The sequence below is a fragment of the Streptomyces sp. NBC_00620 genome (assembly GCF_026341825.1).
In the GTDB taxonomy this organism is placed as follows: Bacteria; Actinomycetota; Actinomycetes; order Streptomycetales; family Streptomycetaceae; genus Streptomyces.
This window is the reverse complement of record NZ_JAPENY010000002.1, coordinates 836,991-854,354: the sequence shown is the minus strand read 5'-3', so window position 1 is coordinate 854,354 and position 17,364 is coordinate 836,991. Positions and strand designations below refer to the sequence as shown.

Annotated in this window: 16 protein-coding genes; 12 read left to right on the top strand and 4 right to left on the bottom strand. The window is 70.4% G+C overall.

Going from position 1 to position 17,364, the window contains the following annotated elements; all coding sequences use genetic code 11:
* The first annotated feature begins 123 nt into the window (after positions 1-123).
* The 7 genes from OG246_RS23020 to OG246_RS22990 all read left to right on the top strand — a co-directional run bounded on the left by OG246_RS23020 (position 124) and on the right by OG246_RS22990 (position 9,862).
* Complete coding sequence (locus tag OG246_RS23020; protein WP_266466682.1) at positions 124-1,332, top strand: S8 family peptidase; 1,209 nt, start codon at positions 124-126, stop codon at positions 1,330-1,332.
* A gap of 190 nt (positions 1,333-1,522) precedes the next feature.
* Positions 1,523-1,933 (top strand): hypothetical protein, encoded by a 411-nt coding sequence (locus OG246_RS23015; RefSeq protein WP_266466680.1) that lies wholly within the window; start codon positions 1,523-1,525, stop codon positions 1,931-1,933.
* 1 nt (position 1,934) lies between these two features.
* Positions 1,935-3,029 (top strand): GNAT family N-acetyltransferase, encoded by a 1,095-nt coding sequence (locus OG246_RS23010; RefSeq protein ID WP_266466678.1) that lies wholly within the window; start codon positions 1,935-1,937, stop codon positions 3,027-3,029.
* A 372-nt stretch (positions 3,030-3,401) separates the two neighbouring features.
* Complete coding sequence (locus OG246_RS23005) at positions 3,402-4,220, top strand: glycosyltransferase family 2 protein (RefSeq protein ID WP_266466676.1); 819 nt, start codon at positions 3,402-3,404, stop codon at positions 4,218-4,220.
* Positions 4,217-5,233: a glycosyltransferase family 2 protein gene (locus OG246_RS23000; protein WP_266466674.1), complete on the top strand. Its 1,017-nt coding sequence runs from the start codon at positions 4,217-4,219 to the stop codon at positions 5,231-5,233. The genes OG246_RS23005 and OG246_RS23000 overlap by 4 nt, the downstream gene beginning before the upstream one ends.
* Positions 5,230-6,027: a polysaccharide deacetylase family protein gene (locus OG246_RS22995; RefSeq protein ID WP_266466672.1), complete on the top strand. Its 798-nt coding sequence runs from the start codon at positions 5,230-5,232 to the stop codon at positions 6,025-6,027. The genes OG246_RS23000 and OG246_RS22995 overlap by 4 nt, the downstream gene beginning before the upstream one ends.
* Positions 6,020-9,862, top strand: coding sequence for a lipopolysaccharide biosynthesis protein (locus tag OG246_RS22990; protein ID WP_266466670.1), 3,843 nt, complete (start codon positions 6,020-6,022; stop codon positions 9,860-9,862). The genes OG246_RS22995 and OG246_RS22990 overlap by 8 nt, the downstream gene beginning before the upstream one ends.
* 30 nt (positions 9,863-9,892) lie before the next feature.
* On the opposite strand, the gene OG246_RS22985 is transcribed toward OG246_RS22990, so the two are convergent.
* On the bottom strand, positions 9,893-11,308 hold the full coding sequence (locus OG246_RS22985) for a xylan 1,4-beta-xylosidase (protein WP_266466668.1): 1,416 nt from the start codon (positions 11,306-11,308) through the stop codon (positions 9,893-9,895).
* A 216-nt stretch (positions 11,309-11,524) separates the two neighbouring features.
* Between OG246_RS22985 and OG246_RS22980 the strand changes: the two genes are divergently transcribed.
* A complete protein-coding gene (locus OG246_RS22980) occupies positions 11,525-12,619 on the top strand; it encodes a DUF5925 domain-containing protein (protein WP_266466666.1) in 1,095 nt (364 codons plus the stop codon).
* Between the two features lie 199 nt (positions 12,620-12,818).
* Here the strand turns inward: OG246_RS22980 and OG246_RS22975 are convergent, their stop codons facing one another.
* Positions 12,819-13,187, bottom strand: coding sequence for a GntR family transcriptional regulator (locus tag OG246_RS22975; RefSeq protein WP_266466664.1), 369 nt, complete (start codon positions 13,185-13,187; stop codon positions 12,819-12,821).
* A gap of 71 nt (positions 13,188-13,258) precedes the next feature.
* On the opposite strand from OG246_RS22975, the gene OG246_RS22970 reads away from it, so the two are divergent.
* Entirely contained in the window at positions 13,259-14,188 is a 930-nt protein-coding gene (locus OG246_RS22970) for a GNAT family N-acetyltransferase (RefSeq protein ID WP_266466662.1), read from the top strand.
* A complete protein-coding gene (locus OG246_RS22965) occupies positions 14,169-14,687 on the top strand; it encodes a DUF402 domain-containing protein (RefSeq protein WP_266466660.1) in 519 nt (172 codons plus the stop codon). The genes OG246_RS22970 and OG246_RS22965 overlap by 20 nt, the downstream gene beginning before the upstream one ends.
* Before the next feature lie 17 nt (positions 14,688-14,704).
* On the opposite strand, the gene OG246_RS22960 is transcribed toward OG246_RS22965, so the two are convergent.
* Positions 14,705-15,328 (bottom strand): bifunctional 2-polyprenyl-6-hydroxyphenol methylase/3-demethylubiquinol 3-O-methyltransferase UbiG, encoded by a 624-nt coding sequence (locus OG246_RS22960; RefSeq protein WP_266466658.1) that lies wholly within the window; start codon positions 15,326-15,328, stop codon positions 14,705-14,707.
* Between the two features lie 137 nt (positions 15,329-15,465).
* On the opposite strand from OG246_RS22960, the gene OG246_RS22955 reads away from it, so the two are divergent.
* Positions 15,466-15,600, top strand: a complete 135-nt coding sequence (locus tag OG246_RS22955; protein ID WP_266466656.1) for a hypothetical protein — start codon at positions 15,466-15,468, stop codon at positions 15,598-15,600.
* A gap of 40 nt (positions 15,601-15,640) precedes the next feature.
* On the opposite strand, the gene OG246_RS22950 is transcribed toward OG246_RS22955, so the two are convergent.
* Entirely contained in the window at positions 15,641-16,090 is a 450-nt protein-coding gene (locus OG246_RS22950) for a GNAT family N-acetyltransferase (RefSeq protein ID WP_266470818.1), read from the bottom strand.
* Between the two features lie 223 nt (positions 16,091-16,313).
* Between OG246_RS22950 and OG246_RS22945 the strand changes: the two genes are divergently transcribed.
* A complete protein-coding gene (locus OG246_RS22945; RefSeq protein WP_323178344.1) occupies positions 16,314-17,345 on the top strand; it encodes a lytic polysaccharide monooxygenase in 1,032 nt (343 codons plus the stop codon).
* The last annotated feature ends 19 nt before the right edge of the window (positions 17,346-17,364 follow it).

Below are 17,364 nucleotides of genomic sequence, written 5' to 3'. Positions count from 1 at the left end.
CACCGAGTCTTTACCTCGACCCGGGGTGGAACGCGACACTCCGGGCTGTGCGCCCGATCTCCGCGCACCCCCACACGCGCGCGCCCCACCCAGGCGCCGCTGCCCGAGGAGGACTCCCTCGTAATGGCACAACTGCGTAGCAAGAAGATCCGGATCGCCGCGATAACCTCCGTGGCGACCGCAGCCCTTGTAGGCGGACTCACCGCGCTCCCCGCCCAGGCCGCACCGGCCAAGGGCACGGTGCTCGCCGCCGGCTCCCCCACGGCCGTCAAGGACAGCTACATCATCACGCTCAAGAAGGCGGCCGGTTTCAAGGCCTCTTCGAGCGAAGGCAAAGAGCTGATCAACGAGTACGGCGGCACGGTGAAGAAGACGTTCGGCGCCGCGCTGAACGGCTACACGGCCACCCTCTCGGCGGACGAGGCCGCGAGACTCGCCGCCGACCCGTCGGTCGCCACGGTCGAGCAGAACCAGACGGTCCACCTCACCGACACCACGCAGACCAGCGCCCCCTGGGGCCTGGACCGCATCGACCAGGCGGCGCTGCCGCTCTCCACCACCTACACCTACCCGGACACCGCGGGCACCGGCGTGACCGCGTACGTCATCGACACCGGCGTCCGCATCACGCACACCCAGATCTCCGGGCGCGCCACCTACGGCTACGACGCCGTCGAGGGCGACAGCGTCGCGCAGGACGGCAACGGCCACGGCACCCATGTGGCCACCACCATCGCGGGCTCCACCTACGGTGTCGCCAAGAAGGCGAACATCGTGGCGGTCCGCGTGCTCGACAACGCCGGCTCCGGCACCACCGCGGGCGTCATCGCGGGCATCAACTGGGTGACCGCGAACCACACCACCCCGTCGGTCGCCAACATGTCGCTCGGCGGATCCGCCTCCACCACACTGGACACGGCCGTCTCGAACTCCATCGCGAGCGGTGTGACCTACGCGATCGCGGCGGGCAACAGCAACGCCAACGCCTCCTCGTACTCCCCCGCCCGGGTCGCCACAGCGATCACGGTCGGCGCCACCACCAGCACGGACGCCAGGGCCAGCTACTCCAACTACGGCTCGGTCCTGGACATCTTCGCCCCCGGTTCCTCGATCGTCGCCGGCTACAACACCAGCGACACCGCCACCGCCACGCTCTCGGGTACGTCGATGGCCACGCCGCACGTCGCGGGCGCGGCGGCGATCTACCTCGCGAGCCACACCTCGGCCACCCCGGCGCAGGTCTCCGCGGCCCTGGTCGCCGGTGCCACGTCCAACGTGGTCACCAGCCCGGGCACCGGCTCGCCGAACAAGCTCCTGAAGCTCGTCCCGTAACGCCCCAACTCGCTTGACCTGAGCGGCAGTTCCCCGGAGGCAGCCGGCGCCTCCGGGGAACCGTTGTCTGAGGACCGGAGTGAGTCTCGCCAACGGCTTCCGCATCTTGACGGCCACGCGTACGCTGCGCGACATTGAAGCCCGGCATCCGGCGCTTCGGGGGGCAAAGTCGCCAATGCAGACCATACGTATGAAGACACCTTCATCAGGCACCACGGAGGAGACGGGGCAGGGTCCGGGGAGGGACCTGCTGCCGCTGCTCGCCGGTGCCGCGACGGTCGTGGGAGCCGTCGGCGCGATTCTTGCGTTCGCCGACGCGGACTCACCGCTGCGCGGCCCTTTCACGCTGTTCTTCCTGCTCGCCGCGCCGTCGGCCGCCATCGCGGCCGCGCTGCGCGGCCTTGAACCGTTCGGCCGCGTCCTGGCGTCGGTCGCCGGAGGGGTCGCCGTCAACATGCTGGTGGCCCAGGGCATGCTGGCCCTGCACCAGTGGTCGATGCCCGGTGGGATCGCGGCCGTCACCGCGCTCAGCACCCTCATGCTCCTGCTGGTACTGGTACGACGCCTGCGTGGCCGTACCTCGAGTAGGCGGGCCTCCTGACGTGGACATCAGCGTGTACCGTCCCGGCGAGCTGACAGCCACCGACCGGGCGGCGTGGACCGCCCTGCAGTCGAAGGCCCATCTGAACGGCTCGCCCGAGCTGGCGAACCCGTTCCTGTCCCCCGAGTTCGCGCTCGCGGTGGGCCGCTGCCGGCGCGGCGTGCGGATCGCCGTCGTACGGGAGAACGGCGAGGGGGTGGCGTACTTCCCCTTCCAGCGCACCGGAGCCGGCATCGGCCGGGCCGTCGGCATCGGCGTCTCGGACTGCCAGGGTGTCGTGCACCGGCCCGGCTTCACCTGGGACGCCCACGAGCTGCTGCGGGCCTGCGGACTCGCCGTATGGGAGTTCGACCATCTGGTGGAAGGGCAGGCGCCGTTCGAGTCGGGCGCCTCCGGCACCTTCCCCTCCCCGGTCATGGACGTCGACCAGGGGTACGAGACATATCTGAGCCAACTGCGCGAGCGGTCACCGAAGTTCACCAGGACGACGCTCGCCAAGGAGCGCAAGCTCGGCCGGGACGCCGGCGAGGTGCGCTACGTCCACGACGAGCGCGACCCCGAGGCGCTGCGCACCCTGATGGACTGGAAGTCCGCGCAGTACCGCAGGACCGGGCGCAGCGACCGCTTCGCGCACCCCTGGATCACGCATCTGGTGCAGCAGCTCTTCCACACCCGCTCCGAGCAGTTCGCGGGGATCCTGTCGGTGCTGTACGCGGACGGCAAGCCGGTGGCCGGGCACTTCGGGCTGCGCTCCGGACGGGTTCTGGCCTGCTGGTTCCCGGCGTACGACCCGGCGTTCTCGAAGTACTCCCCCGGGCTGATCCTGCATTTGCGCATGGCCGAGGCGGCCGCCGCCGACGGAATTGCATATCTGGATCTTGGGCGGGGCCAGAAGGAATACAAGGACTCCCTGAAGACACGGGAACTCGCCGTATCGGAAGGGTGGGTGACCCGGCGTCATCCGATCGCCATCGGGCACCGGGCGCGCCGCGCCCCGGTCCGGGCACTGCGCAATGCGGTGCTGGCCCGGCCGGAGCTGTTCGAGCCGGCCGACAGGATCCTCAAGCGGATGGGCAAAATCCGTTCGAGGCATTAGGTAACGGTCAAACCATCAAAAACGTGAGGCCTTCGTTCCAGGTCTTGCCATACGGTCTCATTCATCAATACCGTCGTACATCTCACCCGCATCGGGTCATCAACGCATATGCGATCTAGGGGAGGGCTCAAGATCGCGACGACGGCCCGGAGCGGGGCGCGGTAGGGGGGTGCCGTGCTCGGTGACCACTTGTGCCGAGTCGTCCGCGCGACCGGCTTTTGCGTTTTCTGAAAGCCGGCAGCTTTGCCAGCTCACCCGGCACGCACGGAGATCTATTTCGTTATGCCGTAAGTGAGAACCCCCCTTTCGAACCGGACAAAGAGCCGGACCGCCCAGGGGCGGGCGGTCCACCGGACGAGAGGGACCAGACTCATGAGCTCAGTTCTGCGCCCAGCAGTTTCGGGCCAAGATCCGACCATGGCCGCCAAATACCGACCGATCTCCTCTCACCTGGCCATTGCGCCACCGGTGAGTGTGGTGATTCCGGCCATGAATGAGGCCGAGAATCTTCCGTACGTCTTCAAGACACTTCCCGACTGGATACATGAAGTGGTTCTTGTGGACGGCAATTCCACCGACGACACCGTCGAAGTGGCCCGTGGACTGTGGCCCGACGTCAAGGTCGTCAAGCAGCGCGGAAAGGGCAAGGGGGATGCCCTGATCACCGGGTTCGAGGCGTCGACCGGCGACATCATCGTGATGGTCGACGCGGACGGCTCGGCCGACGGCAACGAGATCGTGTCGTACGTCTCGGCGCTGGTGTCCGGGGCGGACTTCGCCAAGGGCTCGCGGTTCGCCAACGGCGGCGGCACGTCCGACATGACACCGATCCGCAAGCTCGGCAACCATGTGCTGTGCGCGGCCGTCAACGCCAAGTTCGGCGCGCGTTACACCGACCTCTGCTACGGATACAACGCGTTCTGGCGGCACTGCCTGGACAAGATCGACCTCGACTGCACCGGCTTCGAGGTCGAGACCCTGATGAACATCCGGGTCGTCAAGGCGGGTCTCAAGGTCCAGGAGATCCCGAGCCACGAGTACCTCCGCATCCACGGCTCCAGCAATCTGCGGGCCGTCCGGGACGGAATCCGGGTGCTCAAGGTGATCCTCAAGGAGCGCTCCAACCGGCGTGCGCTGCGCCGCAGGCCGCACGCCGCTCAGATCAACTCGGGCCTGGGAGAGGTGTCTTGAGCGAGCATGACATCTCCGTTGTGGTCTGCGTCTACACCGAGGACCGCTGGGAGGACATCCTCGCGGCGGTCTCCTCGGTAGCGGCGCAGTCCCTGCCCGCGCTGGAAACGCTCCTGGTCGTGGACCACAACGCCGCTCTCCTGGAGCGGCTGACCAGGGAGTACAAGGAGACCGACGGGGTGCGGGTGCTCGCCAACGCGGGCCCCCGCGGCCTGTCCGCCGGCCGCAACACCGGTATCGGCGCCGCGCGCGGCGGGATCATCGCCTTCCTCGACGACGACGCCGTCGCCGAGCGGGACTGGCTGCGGTACTTCGCGTCAGGGTACGACGATCCGCTGGTGATGGCCGTCGGCGGCCGTACGGTGCCGATCTGGGCGTCGGGCCGCCGGCCGGCCTGGTTCCCCGAGGAGTTCGACTGGGTGGTGGGCTGCACATACCGGGGCCTGCCCCCGGGCCGGGTCCAGGTCCGCAATGTCCTCGGCGGCAACGCCTCGTTCCGCCGTACGGCGTTCGACGCGGCCGGGGGCTTCGCGACCGGCATCGGCCGCGACGGCGACAAACGCCCGCTGGGCTGCGAGGAGACGGAGCTGTGCATCCGCCTCACCCGCGCCAGACCGGACGCGATCCTCCTGATCGACGACAGGGCGGTTATCCACCACCGGGTGCCGGAAGCACGCGAGCACTTCGCGTACTTCCGCACGCGGGCGTACGCCGAGGGCCTCTCCAAAGCCCTCGTCGCCCGAAGTGTCGGCGCCGACAAGGGGCTTGAGTCCGAGCGCCGCTACACCACCCGTGTGCTGCCCGCCGGGGTCGCCCGCGGGCTGCGGGACGCGGTACTGGCACGCCCGGGCGGCGCGGGCCGCGCGGGAGCCATCGTCGCCGGAGTGCTGACGGCCGCGGGCGGGTACGCACTCGGGAGCATCCGGGCCCGCAGGGGCGGCGCCACGTTCTCCGTCGTGGAGATCGAGGTGGCCCCGCCCCCGGCAGCGGACGACGAGGAGGCCGCGGCATGAACGGACCTGTGCCGATCCTCATGTACCACTCGATCGCACGGCAGCCGAGCGACGCGACGCGCGAACTGTCCGTCACGCCCGACGCCTTCGCCGAGCAGATGGCGCTGCTCTACGAGCAGGGGTTCACCCCGGTCAGCACGGCTCGGCTGGCGGCGAGTTGGCGCGAGGGCGGACCGCTGCCGGAGCGGCCCGTCCTCGTCACCTTCGACGACGGATACGAGGGCGTGCACCGGCACGGGCTGCCCGTGCTCGCCAAGCACGGCTTCGCGGCCACGCTGTTCGTCTCGACGGGGTGGATCAGGGGCGCGTACGACACCGGGGGCGGCCTCGACACCATGCTGGACTGGGACCAGGTGCGCAAACTCGCCGCCGAGCAGGTCGAGATCGGCGGGCACAGTCATACGCACCCGCAGATGGACCAGCTCGCCGAGGACGCGCTCCGGTTCGAGGTGCTGCGCTGCAGGGAGATCATCGCCGACGAACTGGGCACCGGCCCCGCCTCGTTCGCGTACCCGTACGGCTACTCCAGCCGCCGGGTGCGCCAAGCGGTGCGTACGGCGGGCTTCGCCCAGTCGCTCGCCGTCGGCAACGCCCTGGCGCGCCGCCGCCAGGGACCGTACGCCCTGCAGCGTGTCACCGTGCGCCGCAGCACCGGGATAGAGGAGTTCGAGCGGCTCGTCGAAGGCCGCGCGATCGCCCTCAACTTCGCCAGGGACCGCGCCCTCACCAAGGGGTACGCCATGGTCCGAAGAGCACGACAGGTCCGCCGAAAGGCCATCAGTTCCCGTGTCTGACACGACGACCACCACCCAGGCTTCATCGCCGACCGCCGAGGCGCCCGCACAGCGCACGGGCCGCCGCCTCCGCCTGCCCGGCCGCGGCAAGGGCGGGAGCGGAGGAAACCAGCTGTTCCGCAACGCCTACGCCCTGATGCTCAACACCGGTATCTCCGCGGTGCTCGGGCTCGGCTACTGGCTGGTCGCCGCCCGCTACTACTCCGAGACCGCGGTCGGCCAGGGTTCCGCGGCGATCGCCGCGATGAAGCTCCTCGCGGGCCTCACCGCGGTGACCCTGACGGGCGCCCTGGCGCGCTTCATCCCGGTCGCGGGCCGCGCCACCGGGCGCCTCATCTTCCGTACGTACGCGGGCAGTTCGGTGGTCGTGGCGCTGGCCGCCGTCGCCTTTCTGCTCACGCTGAACATCTGGGGACCCTCGTACCGGTTCCTGCAGGGACCGCTGCCCGGCCTCGGCTTCGTCCTCGCGGTCGTCGCCTGGTCGCTGCTGACGCTCCAGGACGGGGTGCTGACCGGCCTGCGCAGCGCGCTGTGGGTGCCGGTCGGCAACACCGTGTTCTCCGTGGTGAAGCTGGTGCTGCTCGTCGCCCTGGCCTCCGCGATCCCCGCGACGGGCGTCTTCGTGTCGTGGGTCGCGGCGATCGCCATGTCCGCCGTGCCGCTCGGCTGGCTGGTCTTCCGGCGCCTGGTGCCCCGCCATGTGAAGGCGACCAAGGAGGACACGGAAGCACCCTCGGTCAAGGAGATCGGGCGCTTCCTCGCGGGCGACTACACCGGCTCGCTGTTCTCGCTCGCCGTGGTCTACCTCGTCCCGGTGATCGTGGCCTCGCAGGTCAGTTCCGCCGACAACGCGTACTTCTACATCACCGCGACCATCGGCGGCACTGTCAACCTGCTGGCCATCAACATGGGCGCCTCGCTCACCGTCGAGGGCTCGCACGACCCGGCGCGGCTGGCCGCCAACACCCGGGCCGCCCTCAAGCGGATGGCGCGGATCATGCTGCCGGTGGGCGCGCTCCTGTTCCTCGGCGCGCCGTTCATCCTGCGCGTCTTCGGCCAGGGGTACGCGGACGCGGCGACACCGCTGCTGCGCTGGTTCGCCATCGGCGGGCTGCTGCGGGTCGTCATGGAGACGTACTTCGCGGTCCTTCGCGCCCAGAGCCGCACCGCTGGACTCGCCTGGCTCCAGGGCCTGTTGTGCGCGCTGGTGCTCGGTCTGACGGTGATCCTCCTGCCCCGGATGGGCCTGACCGGCGCGGGCGTCGCGGAGGTCGCCAGCCTCGCCGTGATCGTGACGATCTCCGCGCCCCGGCTGTACCGGATCCTGCGGACCGCGCCCGCCGAGGTGCCCGCGGGCGCGGCACCGGACGGGGACCTCGCAGACCTCGGGGCGGGCGAGGTGCCCAAGCCGAAGCGCGGGCCCGCGTGGGCGCTGGACGCGGACACCCTCGCCCTGGGCGTCCATGTCGACTTCGACCACCTGGAGCGCCGGCCGGACGTGCGGCCGGGCCCGGGGACACCGCCCACCGGAACACCGGCGGTGCGGCCCATTCACCGGCCGACCTGGGCGCTGGGAACGAAGCCGTCGGTGGTCGGGCTGCCCGTGGAGGCGCGGGAGCCGGGTTCGGAGGCGTCGGTGGGCCCGTCGGAGGCTCCGGAGATAGACGCCCCCTTCGAAGCACAGGAGTCGGAAAGCGCCCCGATAGGGGCGCGGGGCGTGACATCCAGCGGCTCCGCCGCGTGGGCGCGACCAGCCACAGAGAACCCGCACCCGGCAGACAAGGAAGACCCCCCACCCCCGTCCCCGCACAAGGGGTTGACACCCCCGACCAAACCGGGGGTGATCCTCGGCTGCCTGCTGATCTCGGCCCTGCTCCTCTACTGGGTCCCCGCACTCACCCTCAACGACGGCGCCCTCGACCGCATGGGCGGGCTCGGACTGATCTCCGTGCTGCCCCTGCCGACCCTCGTCGGCGCCGCCCTCCTGATCACGGTCTTCGCCTCACTGCTCTGGATGGCCCGCGAACACAAGGGGCTCCTCCTCGTCACCCTGCTCGCCACCGTGGTCTCGCTGCACGCGCTCCCGGCGGTGATCGAGACGGAGCCACGGTTCGCGACGGCATGGCAGCACCTGGGGTTCCTGGACTACATCGACCGCACCGGATCCGCCGTACCCGACCTGGACGCCCGTTGGAGCTGGCCGGGCTTCTTCGCGGCGGCCGCGTTCGTCGCGAAGGCCTGCGGAGTCACCGACCTCACCGAGGTGATCCGCTGGTGGCCGCTGGCCATGCAACTCCTCTACCTGGCACCGATGTTCCTGCTCGTACGCTCGATGCGGGCGGGCTGGCGGGCCAAGTGGACCGGCATCTGGATCTTCGTACTCAGCGGCTGGGTCGGCCAGGACTACTTCTCCCCGCAGGGCTTCACCTATCTGCTGTACCTCGCCTTCGTGGCGATCCTCCTCGTCTGGTTCCGGGCACCGCGCGTGCTCTGGACGAAGAGGCGGCCCGGCGAGGCCGAGGTCGAGCCGGCGAACCGCCGCCAACAGGCCGTGCTGCTCATGGTGTTGATCGGCCTGTTCGCGGCGACCGTACCGGCGCACCAGCTCACCCCGTTCGTGATGCTGGGCGTCCTCGCGGTCCTCGTCCTCGTCGGCCGCTCCGAACTGCGCGGCCTGCCCATCCTGTTCGCGGTACTGGTCGCCGTCTGGGTCGGCTTCATGGCCGAGCCGTACTGGTCGGGCCACTTCAACGAGCTGTTCGGCGGGGTCGGCGGCGTGGGCGGCAACGTGTCCTCGTCGGTCTCCGGGCGCATCGAGGGCGGCAGTTCGACCCACAAACTCGTCCTCTACACGCGTGTGCTGCTGGCCGCCGGCGTGATGACCTTCGCCTGCTACGGCTGGTGGCGCCGCCGCGAGAACAAGTACCGCGAGCGCTCGCTGCTCGTCCTCACCTTCGTGCCGTTCCTGGGCTTCGGCATGCAGTCGTACGGCGGCGAAATGGCGCTGCGCGTCTTCATGTTCGCCCTCCCGGGCGCGGCCATGCTCGCCGCACTCGCCCTCTTCCCGCGCACCGGAGTCACCGCGAAGGAACGGGACAGGGACCGCGTGAGCCTCGCACCGCTCGCCGCCCTGATGGCGGGTCTGGTCCTCATGGGCGGCTTCCTGGTGGCCCGCTGGGGCAACGAGCCCTTCGAGCGGGTCAGGCCGGGCGAGGTCGCCGCCATGAACTACGTGTACGCGCACGACGATCCGACCGTACGGCTGCTGTGGATGAGCAACGACACCGTCGAGAACGTCACGCCCTCGATTCCATGGGGCTCGCGGGACATGGAGAAGGTGGAGTACGTGCCCACGCTGGCGCCCGTCGATCCGGTCCTGGTGTCGGGCCTGGTCAAGGCGCTCAAGGACGCGGGCCCGAACTCGTACCTGATGATCAACCGCAGTCAGGTGGTCTATCTCCAGCTGGACGTGGGCTATTCACCGACCTGGCAGACGCGGCTCCTCAAGAACCTCGACGAACGACAGGAGCTGAAAAAGGTCTTCGTCAACGACGACGTCACGATGTACTCCCTGCGCAAGCAGCCCGAGGGCGAGATCCCGAAGGCCGATCCGGGGCCGATCGGGCCCCAGGTGACCTGGACGCCGTGGTCGGTCGTGGGTGGTCTCGCGGCCGTCGCGCTGATCGTGCTGCTGACGGCGCGGGAGGCCGTGCGGGTCGCGGTCCGGCCCAGTGTGCGGCAACTGCGGTGGCTGCAGAGCAGCTTCTGGTTCGCGCTGCCGCTGCTCGCGGTGCTGCTGGCTTCGCTGGTGCAGCGGTTCCTGACGATGAAGTAGTTCTTGGTAGGCGTACGAGGGTGAAGTGGCTCAGCGGTCCAGCCACTTCACCTCGTACGCGCCCAACTCGAGCTGCTTCCCATCGACCTTCGTGCTGGTCGACCGGTCCAGCGCGTTGACGACGAGGACCGTCTTTTCGGTGGCGAGGACGCGGACGCGGGGCACGTCGTCGGCGGCGACGGACACCGTCTCGTACGCCGTCCCCGGCGGGAACTCCTCGCCGAACCGCGAGACGAGGTCGAACATCGGCAGGGTCTCACCGCCGTCCGCGCTGTCCGTCGGCGTCCACAGACAGCCCGCGCAGTCGGGGCCCTTCTCGTTCTCCGGGTTCCAGTAGAAGCCGGAGGTGGCGCCGCCGCGGGCCATCGCGATCAGACCGGCGGCCTGGACGGCGACACGGCGGGTCTCGGACCAGCCCTCGCGCTCGTCGTCGCCGTCGGCCGGTTCGACGTAGTACTCGGCCCACCACAGCGGCAGGTCGCCCGTCCGCTCCCGCACCCACTCGCCGACGGCCGTGAACTTGTCGGTGGCCGCGAACTCGTCGGGCAGCAGCTCGTCGTCGTTGGTGTAGCTGGACCCGTCGACGACGACGAAGTCCGCGCCCGCCTTGTGCTTGTTCCAGTAGTCGAAGGCGTCCAGGACACGCTGGTCCATGGTGCCCCAGGCGCCCTTCACGGTCGGCGAGGCGTCGTGTGTCTGGCGCGGGTCGAGACTGTCCATGACGAGGTAGGGCCCGCCGACCATGATGTCCTCGTCGACCTTCTTCAGCGCCTTGTAGACCAGGTTGTAGAGCTCGGTGTAGCCCTCGTAGTCCCAGCGGGCCTTCGAGTCGTTCCAGAAGCCCTTGAACTCGTTCCAGACGATGAAGTGGCGTACGTCCGGATAGCGCTTGGCGACGGTCGCGGCGAGCGCGGCGAAGTCGTCGTAGTGCGCGGGGTCCGGAGCGGTCTCCAGAGCGGCCTCGCTCCAGTCGGTGTCGCCGGACCCGCCGCCCTTCATCCAGTCCGGGGAGCAGCACAGGGTGACGACCGGGGTGCCGCCGGACGCACGCATGAAGTCGACACGGCGGTCCATCTCGACGAAGTCGTAACGCCCCTTGGACGGCTCGGGGTTGCCGGCCCCCCAGCCCATGATGTGCTGGATCTGCGGCATCGGCTGCTTCGAGAGCAGCCCCTCCACGCGCCCGGTGGCCGCGGCGCTGCCCTCGTCGGCGCTGAACTGGGTGTGCGTGAAGCCCCAGCCGACCTCCGGCTCCGCCGCCTTCGCCGGGGCGGCGGGCGTGCCGTGCACCTTGTCCCCGTCGCGGGTCGTGCCCTCGGTGCCCGCGCCGTCCCCGGGCAGGGTGTTGAGCAGGGTCACCAGCAGGGCGAGCGCGGCCGCTCCCACGCCGAGCACCGCGGTGAGCCGCCACCGCCGTGCCCCCGAATTCCACCCATGACGTCCCATCAAGGGCAACAGTAACGTCGGGCATCGGCGGTGGAACAGGTTCCGTATGGCCACGAAACCGCCTCGTTCTCCGGCGGCCGTGACACCGGCGGCGGCGCGGGATCCTCTCGGACACCCGGCCGAAAGCCGGTTGAGCTGGGGCCACTCACGGGGGACACCTGGACCGGGCCGCGGAAATCCAGTGCATAGGTTCCCTTGGTGACGGATCATGGCGGCATGTCTGCCAACCCACACGACGCTCTGCCGATCCGGCTCAACGTCGATGACAGCGACTCACCGTCGGACGTCATCGACGCGCTGTTCCTCGGCCGCTTCGCGACGGGCGAGCAGCCTCACTCGCACGCCGTCAACATCGACCGCGTACGGTCCGGGGCGACACTGCTCCCGCCCGGCGCCCGCGTGCTGCGCTCCGCCCGCGACGACGACCGCAGCGCGACGCTCGCCGAGGGCGAGGGCTGGACCCTGCTCGTCTCCCGCTGGAACCGCGGCGCCGACGTCACCGTCACCGCGACCAGTACCGAGCTGGCCGAGAAGGTCCTCGACCAGGCCACGGACGGCGCGGCCGACGAGCCCGAACCCCAGCCGGAGAACGTGACGATGGGGTTCTGGTACGTGTCCCCGCGCCGCGGCCCGCACCGCACCACCCGCCAGATCTCGGCCGGCACCTGGGACGAGGTGCGGCCGAACTACACCACGCCGGTGGCGGACGCGATGGACACCCTGATGAAGACGACCCCGGAGGACATCGCGGGCCGGCTGCTCCTGCTGCACGGCCCGCCCGGGACGGGCAAGACCTCGGCCCTGCGCACCCTCGCCCGCTCCTGGCGCGACTGGTGCCAGGTGGACTGCGTCCTGGACCCCGAGCGGCTCTTCTCCGACGTCGGATATCTGATGGACATCGCGATCGGCGAGGAGGACGGCACGGGGAAGAGCCGCTGGCGGCTGCTCCTCCTCGAGGACTGCGACGAGCTGATCCGCGGCGAGGCCAAGCACACGGCGGGCCAGGCCCTCTCGCGCCTGCTCAACCTCACGGACGGCCTCCTCGGCCAGGGCCGCAACGTCCTCGTCGGCGTCACCACCAACGAGGACCTGGAGCGCCTCCACCCGGCCGTCGTCCGCCCCGGCCGCTGCCTCGCCCGTATCGAGGTCGGCCCGCTGACCCGCCGCGAGGCCGTGAACTGGCTCGGCACGGAAGAGGGCGTCTCCCGCGAGGGCGCGACCCTGGCGGAGCTGTACGCGCTGCGCCGGGGCACGACTCCGACGCAGGTACCGGATCCGCGGGAGGGGGCGGACGCGGGGCTGTATCTGTAGGGGGCGGCCAGTCGAACCCCGCCGGGACGGCGATCGGCCACGACGGCGGTCTTCGGCGGTGCCGGACCCTGCGCAGCCAATCCGGCACCGCCGGGGGCCGGATTGGGGCCTTGGGCGCCCCATCCGCGTATACGACTCCCAAGCGCGCCCGGCGCACAGGCGCCCCTACTCCCAAGCGCGCCCGGCGCACAGGCGCCCCCTACTCCCCGTACGCCGCCCGCAGGGCATCGCGCGCCGCGTCCAGCGCGGCGGACTCCGTGAGGCCCAGGCGGCGTACGCGCTCGGCGTAGGCCTGCGCCGCCGTCGCCGCCTCGCGCTCGGCGGCCGAGCCCGCGGCGGCCACGACCGTCCCGTTGCGGCCCCGCGTCTCGATCACCCCGTCCGCCTCCAGCGCCCGGTACGCCTTGGCGACCGTGTTCGCGGCGAGGCCGAGCGACTCGGCCAACCCCCGCACGGTGGGCAGCCGGTAGCCGACCGGAAGCGCCCCGGACCGGGCCTGCTCGGAGATCTGGGCGCGCACCTGCTCGTAGGGCGCGGCCCCCTCATCAATGTGGATCTTCAGCGTCACGGGCCGATTGTCCCGCACCCGGCGGAAAATGAGAGGCACCCCTGCACAGCCCACGCGTAGCGTGCGTCTTCATGACAGTGATCGTCCGTGACGTCCGACCCGACGACCGGCGGGACGCCGAGGGCTTCGCCCGAGTCCGCCACCTCGCCCTCCCCTTCATGCTGCACACCCCCGAGTCCGTCGCTTACGACGCCACGCATGCTCACCCCGACGCCCACTACCGGCCCTTGCTCGCCGAGCAGGACGGCGAAGCGATCGGCACGGCCAACGTCGGCATCGTGCACGACAGCCCGGAGGCGGACCAGGGCTATCTCAACGTGTACGTCGCTCCGGACAGCACACGCCGGGGCGCGGGCTCGCTCCTGGTCCGCGCCGCCGAGGAGCACCTGACGGCCATGGGTGCCACGAAGCTCTTCGCCTGGGTCCTGGACTCCCCCGCCAACCGCGCCTTCGCCGAGAAGCACGGCTACCGCGCGAGCCGCTCCGCGTACTTCCTCCGCCTGGACCTGGCGAACGGTGCCCTGCCACCCCGTCAGGCCCTCCCCCCAGGCGTCGAACTCCGCAAGGGCTCCGACTACGCCGCCGATCCGCGCCCCCTGTTCGACCTGGACGCGGAGACGATGGCGGACGAACCCAGCGACGTCCCCCAGGAGTTCACGGACTACGAGGCCTGGCTCCAGGAGACCTGGAACCACCCCCTCTTCAGCCCCGAGCTGACCTCGGTCTCGGTCGTCGACGGCCGCCCCGCGGCGTTCAGCGCGGCCCGCACGGACGGCGGCACCCGCTACGGCACGGTGATGACGGGCACCGCCCGCGCCCACCGCGGCCGCGGCCTCGCCAAGCTCGCCAAGAACGACTCCCTGCACCGCGCCCGCGCCGCCGGCTTCACGGAGGCGTTCACGGGCAACGACAGCGGCAACGGTCCGATGATCGCGATCAACAAGTGGTTCGGCTACGAGATCTGCGCCACGGAGGTGCGTTATGTCCGCGAACTCGACTGAATCCCTCCCCCAGTTGGAGATCGTCCTCGTCAAGGCGGGCCGTACGAAGATCCGTTACCCCGCCGAGCTGCTCGCCGACGACGGCACCCGCGTCACCGTACGGGCGCCGTGGGCGGGCGAGGGCGTCCGCGACTTCGGCTTCGTACGCTTCGAGGCGGGCGATGTCTTCACCGAGTACTACTGGCGGGACCGCTGGTACGCGGTGAAGGAGGTCCGCGACGCCGAGGGCGTGCTGAAGGGCTGGTACTGCGACATCACCCGCCCGGCCGTCGTCTCCGGCGCCCCCGGCGGTGCCGCCGCCGAGCTGGTCGTCGAGGATCTCGACCTGGACCTGTGGCGCTCCGCCGACGGCACGGCCGTACTCCGCCTGGACGAGGACGAGTTCGCCGCGAGCGGCCTGGCGACGACGGATCCGGCGGCCGCGGCCGCCGCCGAGAACGCCTTGGACGAACTCGAACTCCTCGCCCGGAAGGGTGACTTCGAGGACCTGCTCGCTTAGGAGGAGGCCCTGTTCACTCAGAGGCCGGCCACCACCGCGTACCGCTCGTCCTCGACCTCCCTCCCCCACAACCGCGAGTCGTCCGAGAGCCGCTCCACCCGGACGTCCGCCGCGAGGGGCTCCAGGAGCGCGGTGAGCCGGTCCGCGGATATGCCGACCGGGCTCACCGTCCCCCACACGCCCTCGACGAGGACGAGCCGCCCGCCGGGGCGCAGCAGCCCGCACCAGTGCCGCAGAACGCGCCCGGGGTCGGGCAGCGTCCACAGCACATGGCGGCAGAGCAGGACGTCGAACAGCTGCTCACCGACGGGCGGTGCCGCAGCGTCACCGACCAGGAACACCGCGTCACGCCCGGCGAGCTTGGCGCGGGCCAGGTCGACCATGCCCGGCGAGAGGTCGACCCCGGTGACGTGATGCCCCCACCCGGACGCGAGGAGTGACAGGCTGCCGGTGCCGCAACCCAGGTCGAGGACGTCGGAGGCCCGCTCCGGCAGCCACGTGCTCAACCGGGCGGCCCAGGCCTCCCGTACGACGGGATCGCGCAGCCCGTGGTCCGGCTCCTCGTCGAAGGTGACGGACTCTACGTCCCAGTCGACGTCAGCCCCTGGAATCACTGGATTCATCTCGTTGTTACTCGCCATGTGCACCAGGGTGACAGTCACCACTGACAGTCGAATCGTGACTGGCACCACAGACAGATCGCGACCGATGAGGAACTCTCCCCGAAAGGGTCTACCTCCGTGTCACCGCGGACATAGGTAGACGCAAGGAGGCAGCCATGCGCCGCGTAACCCTGCAGAAGCCCCTGAGGAAGTCGGACTCCCGCCGCGTGCGGGACGAGGCCGACGAGCGCCCGGTAGAGCGTCCGGAGGTCCGAAAGGACATCCACCGCACGTGGTGGCCGGACGGGTGAGCGGCGCCTGCCCGCCCGGCCATGAGAACCCCGGGAACAGTCAGGCGAGCCGCTTGCGGTAGTGGATGCGGTCGTAGGGGCCGTCCACGCGCCGCTCCGTGACCTCGTACCCGTACTTCGGGTAGATCTTCTGGTTCTCCCACATCATCGCGTTCGTGTAGAGCCTGACCTCGGGCAGTCCGAGGGCGCGCGCGCGTGCGTCCACGAACGCCAGCAGCCGTCGTCCCACGCCCTTTCCATGGGCGTCGGGACGGACGGCGATGCTGTCGAGGTACAGATGGTCCTCGTACGCCTCGATCACCACGAGGCCCGTCACGGGTTCCCCCGTGACGAACACCCGCCCCGCCGCCACGTTCGCCGCGTGGTCCGCCTCCATGGGCTGCGGCACCACTCCGATGCGTTCGATGTAGTGGTGGTAGGCCGCGTCGGTCACGGCCTTCACCGCGGGTACGTCGGAAGCGACGGCCCGACGGACATCGAGGTCACTCAAGGCGGCTGTCTCTCTCGGTGCATCTGTCATAGCGCGAACGCTACCTACCTGATCGCAGTCTCAGCGCTCCCTTAACGCCGCCATAAGGATCTCCATCTCCCGCCTCCAGCAGGCGATTTCGCGGTTTCTTCGGGCTAGCTTGCTGATCGCCCCCACGGGTTCGGCCCACAGGTTCAGCCCATGCATCCGGGACGTTTCGAGGAGTTCCCCCATGACCGCCGCCCTGCCCACTCGCCGTAAGGCCGCCGCGATCGCCGTCGCCGGTGTCGCCCCGCTCGCCCTGACCGCGCTCGCCGCCGCGCCGGCCGCCGCGCACGGCACGATGGGAGACCCGGTCAGCCGGGTCTCCCAGTGCTACGCGGAGGGTCCGGAGAGCCCCAAGTCGGCCGCCTGCAAGGCGGTCGTCGCGGCAGGCGGCACGCAGGCGCTCTACGACTGGAACGGCATTCGCATCGGCGACGCCAACGGGCAGCACCAGGCGCTGATCCCGGACGGCAAGCTGTGCAGCGCGAACAGCGACGAGTTCAAGGGCCTGGACCTGGCCCGCGAGGACTGGCCGGCCACGAGCGTGAGCAGTGGCTCGTACACCTTCAAGTACCGGGTGACCGCGCCGCACAAGGGCACCTTCAAGGTCTATGTCACCAAGGCCGGCTACGACCCGTCGCAGCCCTTGGCCTGGGACGATCTGGACCTCCAGAATCCGGTCGCCTCGGCCACCGACCCGACCGCCTCCGGCGGCTTCTACACGTTCTCCGGCACCCTCCCGCAGCGCTCCGGCAAGCAACTGCTCTACGCGATCTGGCAGCGCTCGGACAGCCCGGAAGCCTTCTACTCCTGCTCGGACATCACGTACGGCGGGAGCGACAGCGGCACCGGCGATGACAGTGGTGACAGCGGCAGCGGCACGACGACCACTGCTTCCCCGGCCCCCGCCCCGACCGCCTCGGCACCCTCCGAGGAGCAGATCGAGGCCGGTACCGACAAGTCGACCGTCGAGCACAACGGCCACGGCGACAACGACGCCAGTACGTCCGCGGGACCCACCACGGCCTCCCCGGTCGCGGAGACCGCCACCCCGGCCGGCCAGGTCGAGGCCCAGGCGGCCGGCGCCTCGGAGAACCTCGCCGAGACCGGCGGAGACGGCACCACCCCGTACCTCGCGGTCGGCGGCGCCGCCGCCCTGGCACTCGGCGCGGCCACGCTCTTCGCTTCGGTCCGCCGCCGCGCGGTGAGCGGCGGACGCCACGGCCGTTAGGCCCGCCCGGCACGGCAAT

Bases quoted from the DNA above. Each gene is read 5' to 3' on its own strand.
- OG246_RS22980 (WP_266466666.1), top strand. From the start codon at position 11,525: ATGTCTGCCAACCCACACGACGCTCTGCCGATCCGGCTCAACGTCGAT.
- OG246_RS22965 (WP_266466660.1), top strand. From the start codon at position 14,169: ATGTCCGCGAACTCGACTGAATCCCTCCCCCAGTTGGAGATCGTCCTC.
- OG246_RS22955 (WP_266466656.1), top strand. From the start codon at position 15,466: ATGCGCCGCGTAACCCTGCAGAAGCCCCTGAGGAAGTCGGACTCCCGC.
- OG246_RS22960 (WP_266466658.1), bottom strand. From the start codon at position 15,328: ATGGCGAGTAACAACGAGATGAATCCAGTGATTCCAGGGGCTGACGTC.
- OG246_RS22970 (WP_266466662.1), top strand. From the start codon at position 13,259: ATGACAGTGATCGTCCGTGACGTCCGACCCGACGACCGGCGGGACGCC.
- OG246_RS23015 (WP_266466680.1), top strand. From the start codon at position 1,523: ATGAAGACACCTTCATCAGGCACCACGGAGGAGACGGGGCAGGGTCCG.
- OG246_RS23005 (WP_266466676.1), top strand. From the start codon at position 3,402: ATGAGCTCAGTTCTGCGCCCAGCAGTTTCGGGCCAAGATCCGACCATG.
- OG246_RS22995 (WP_266466672.1), top strand. From the start codon at position 5,230: ATGAACGGACCTGTGCCGATCCTCATGTACCACTCGATCGCACGGCAG.
- OG246_RS23020 (WP_266466682.1), top strand. From the start codon at position 124: ATGGCACAACTGCGTAGCAAGAAGATCCGGATCGCCGCGATAACCTCC.
- OG246_RS22985 (WP_266466668.1), bottom strand. From the start codon at position 11,308: ATGGGACGTCATGGGTGGAATTCGGGGGCACGGCGGTGGCGGCTCACC.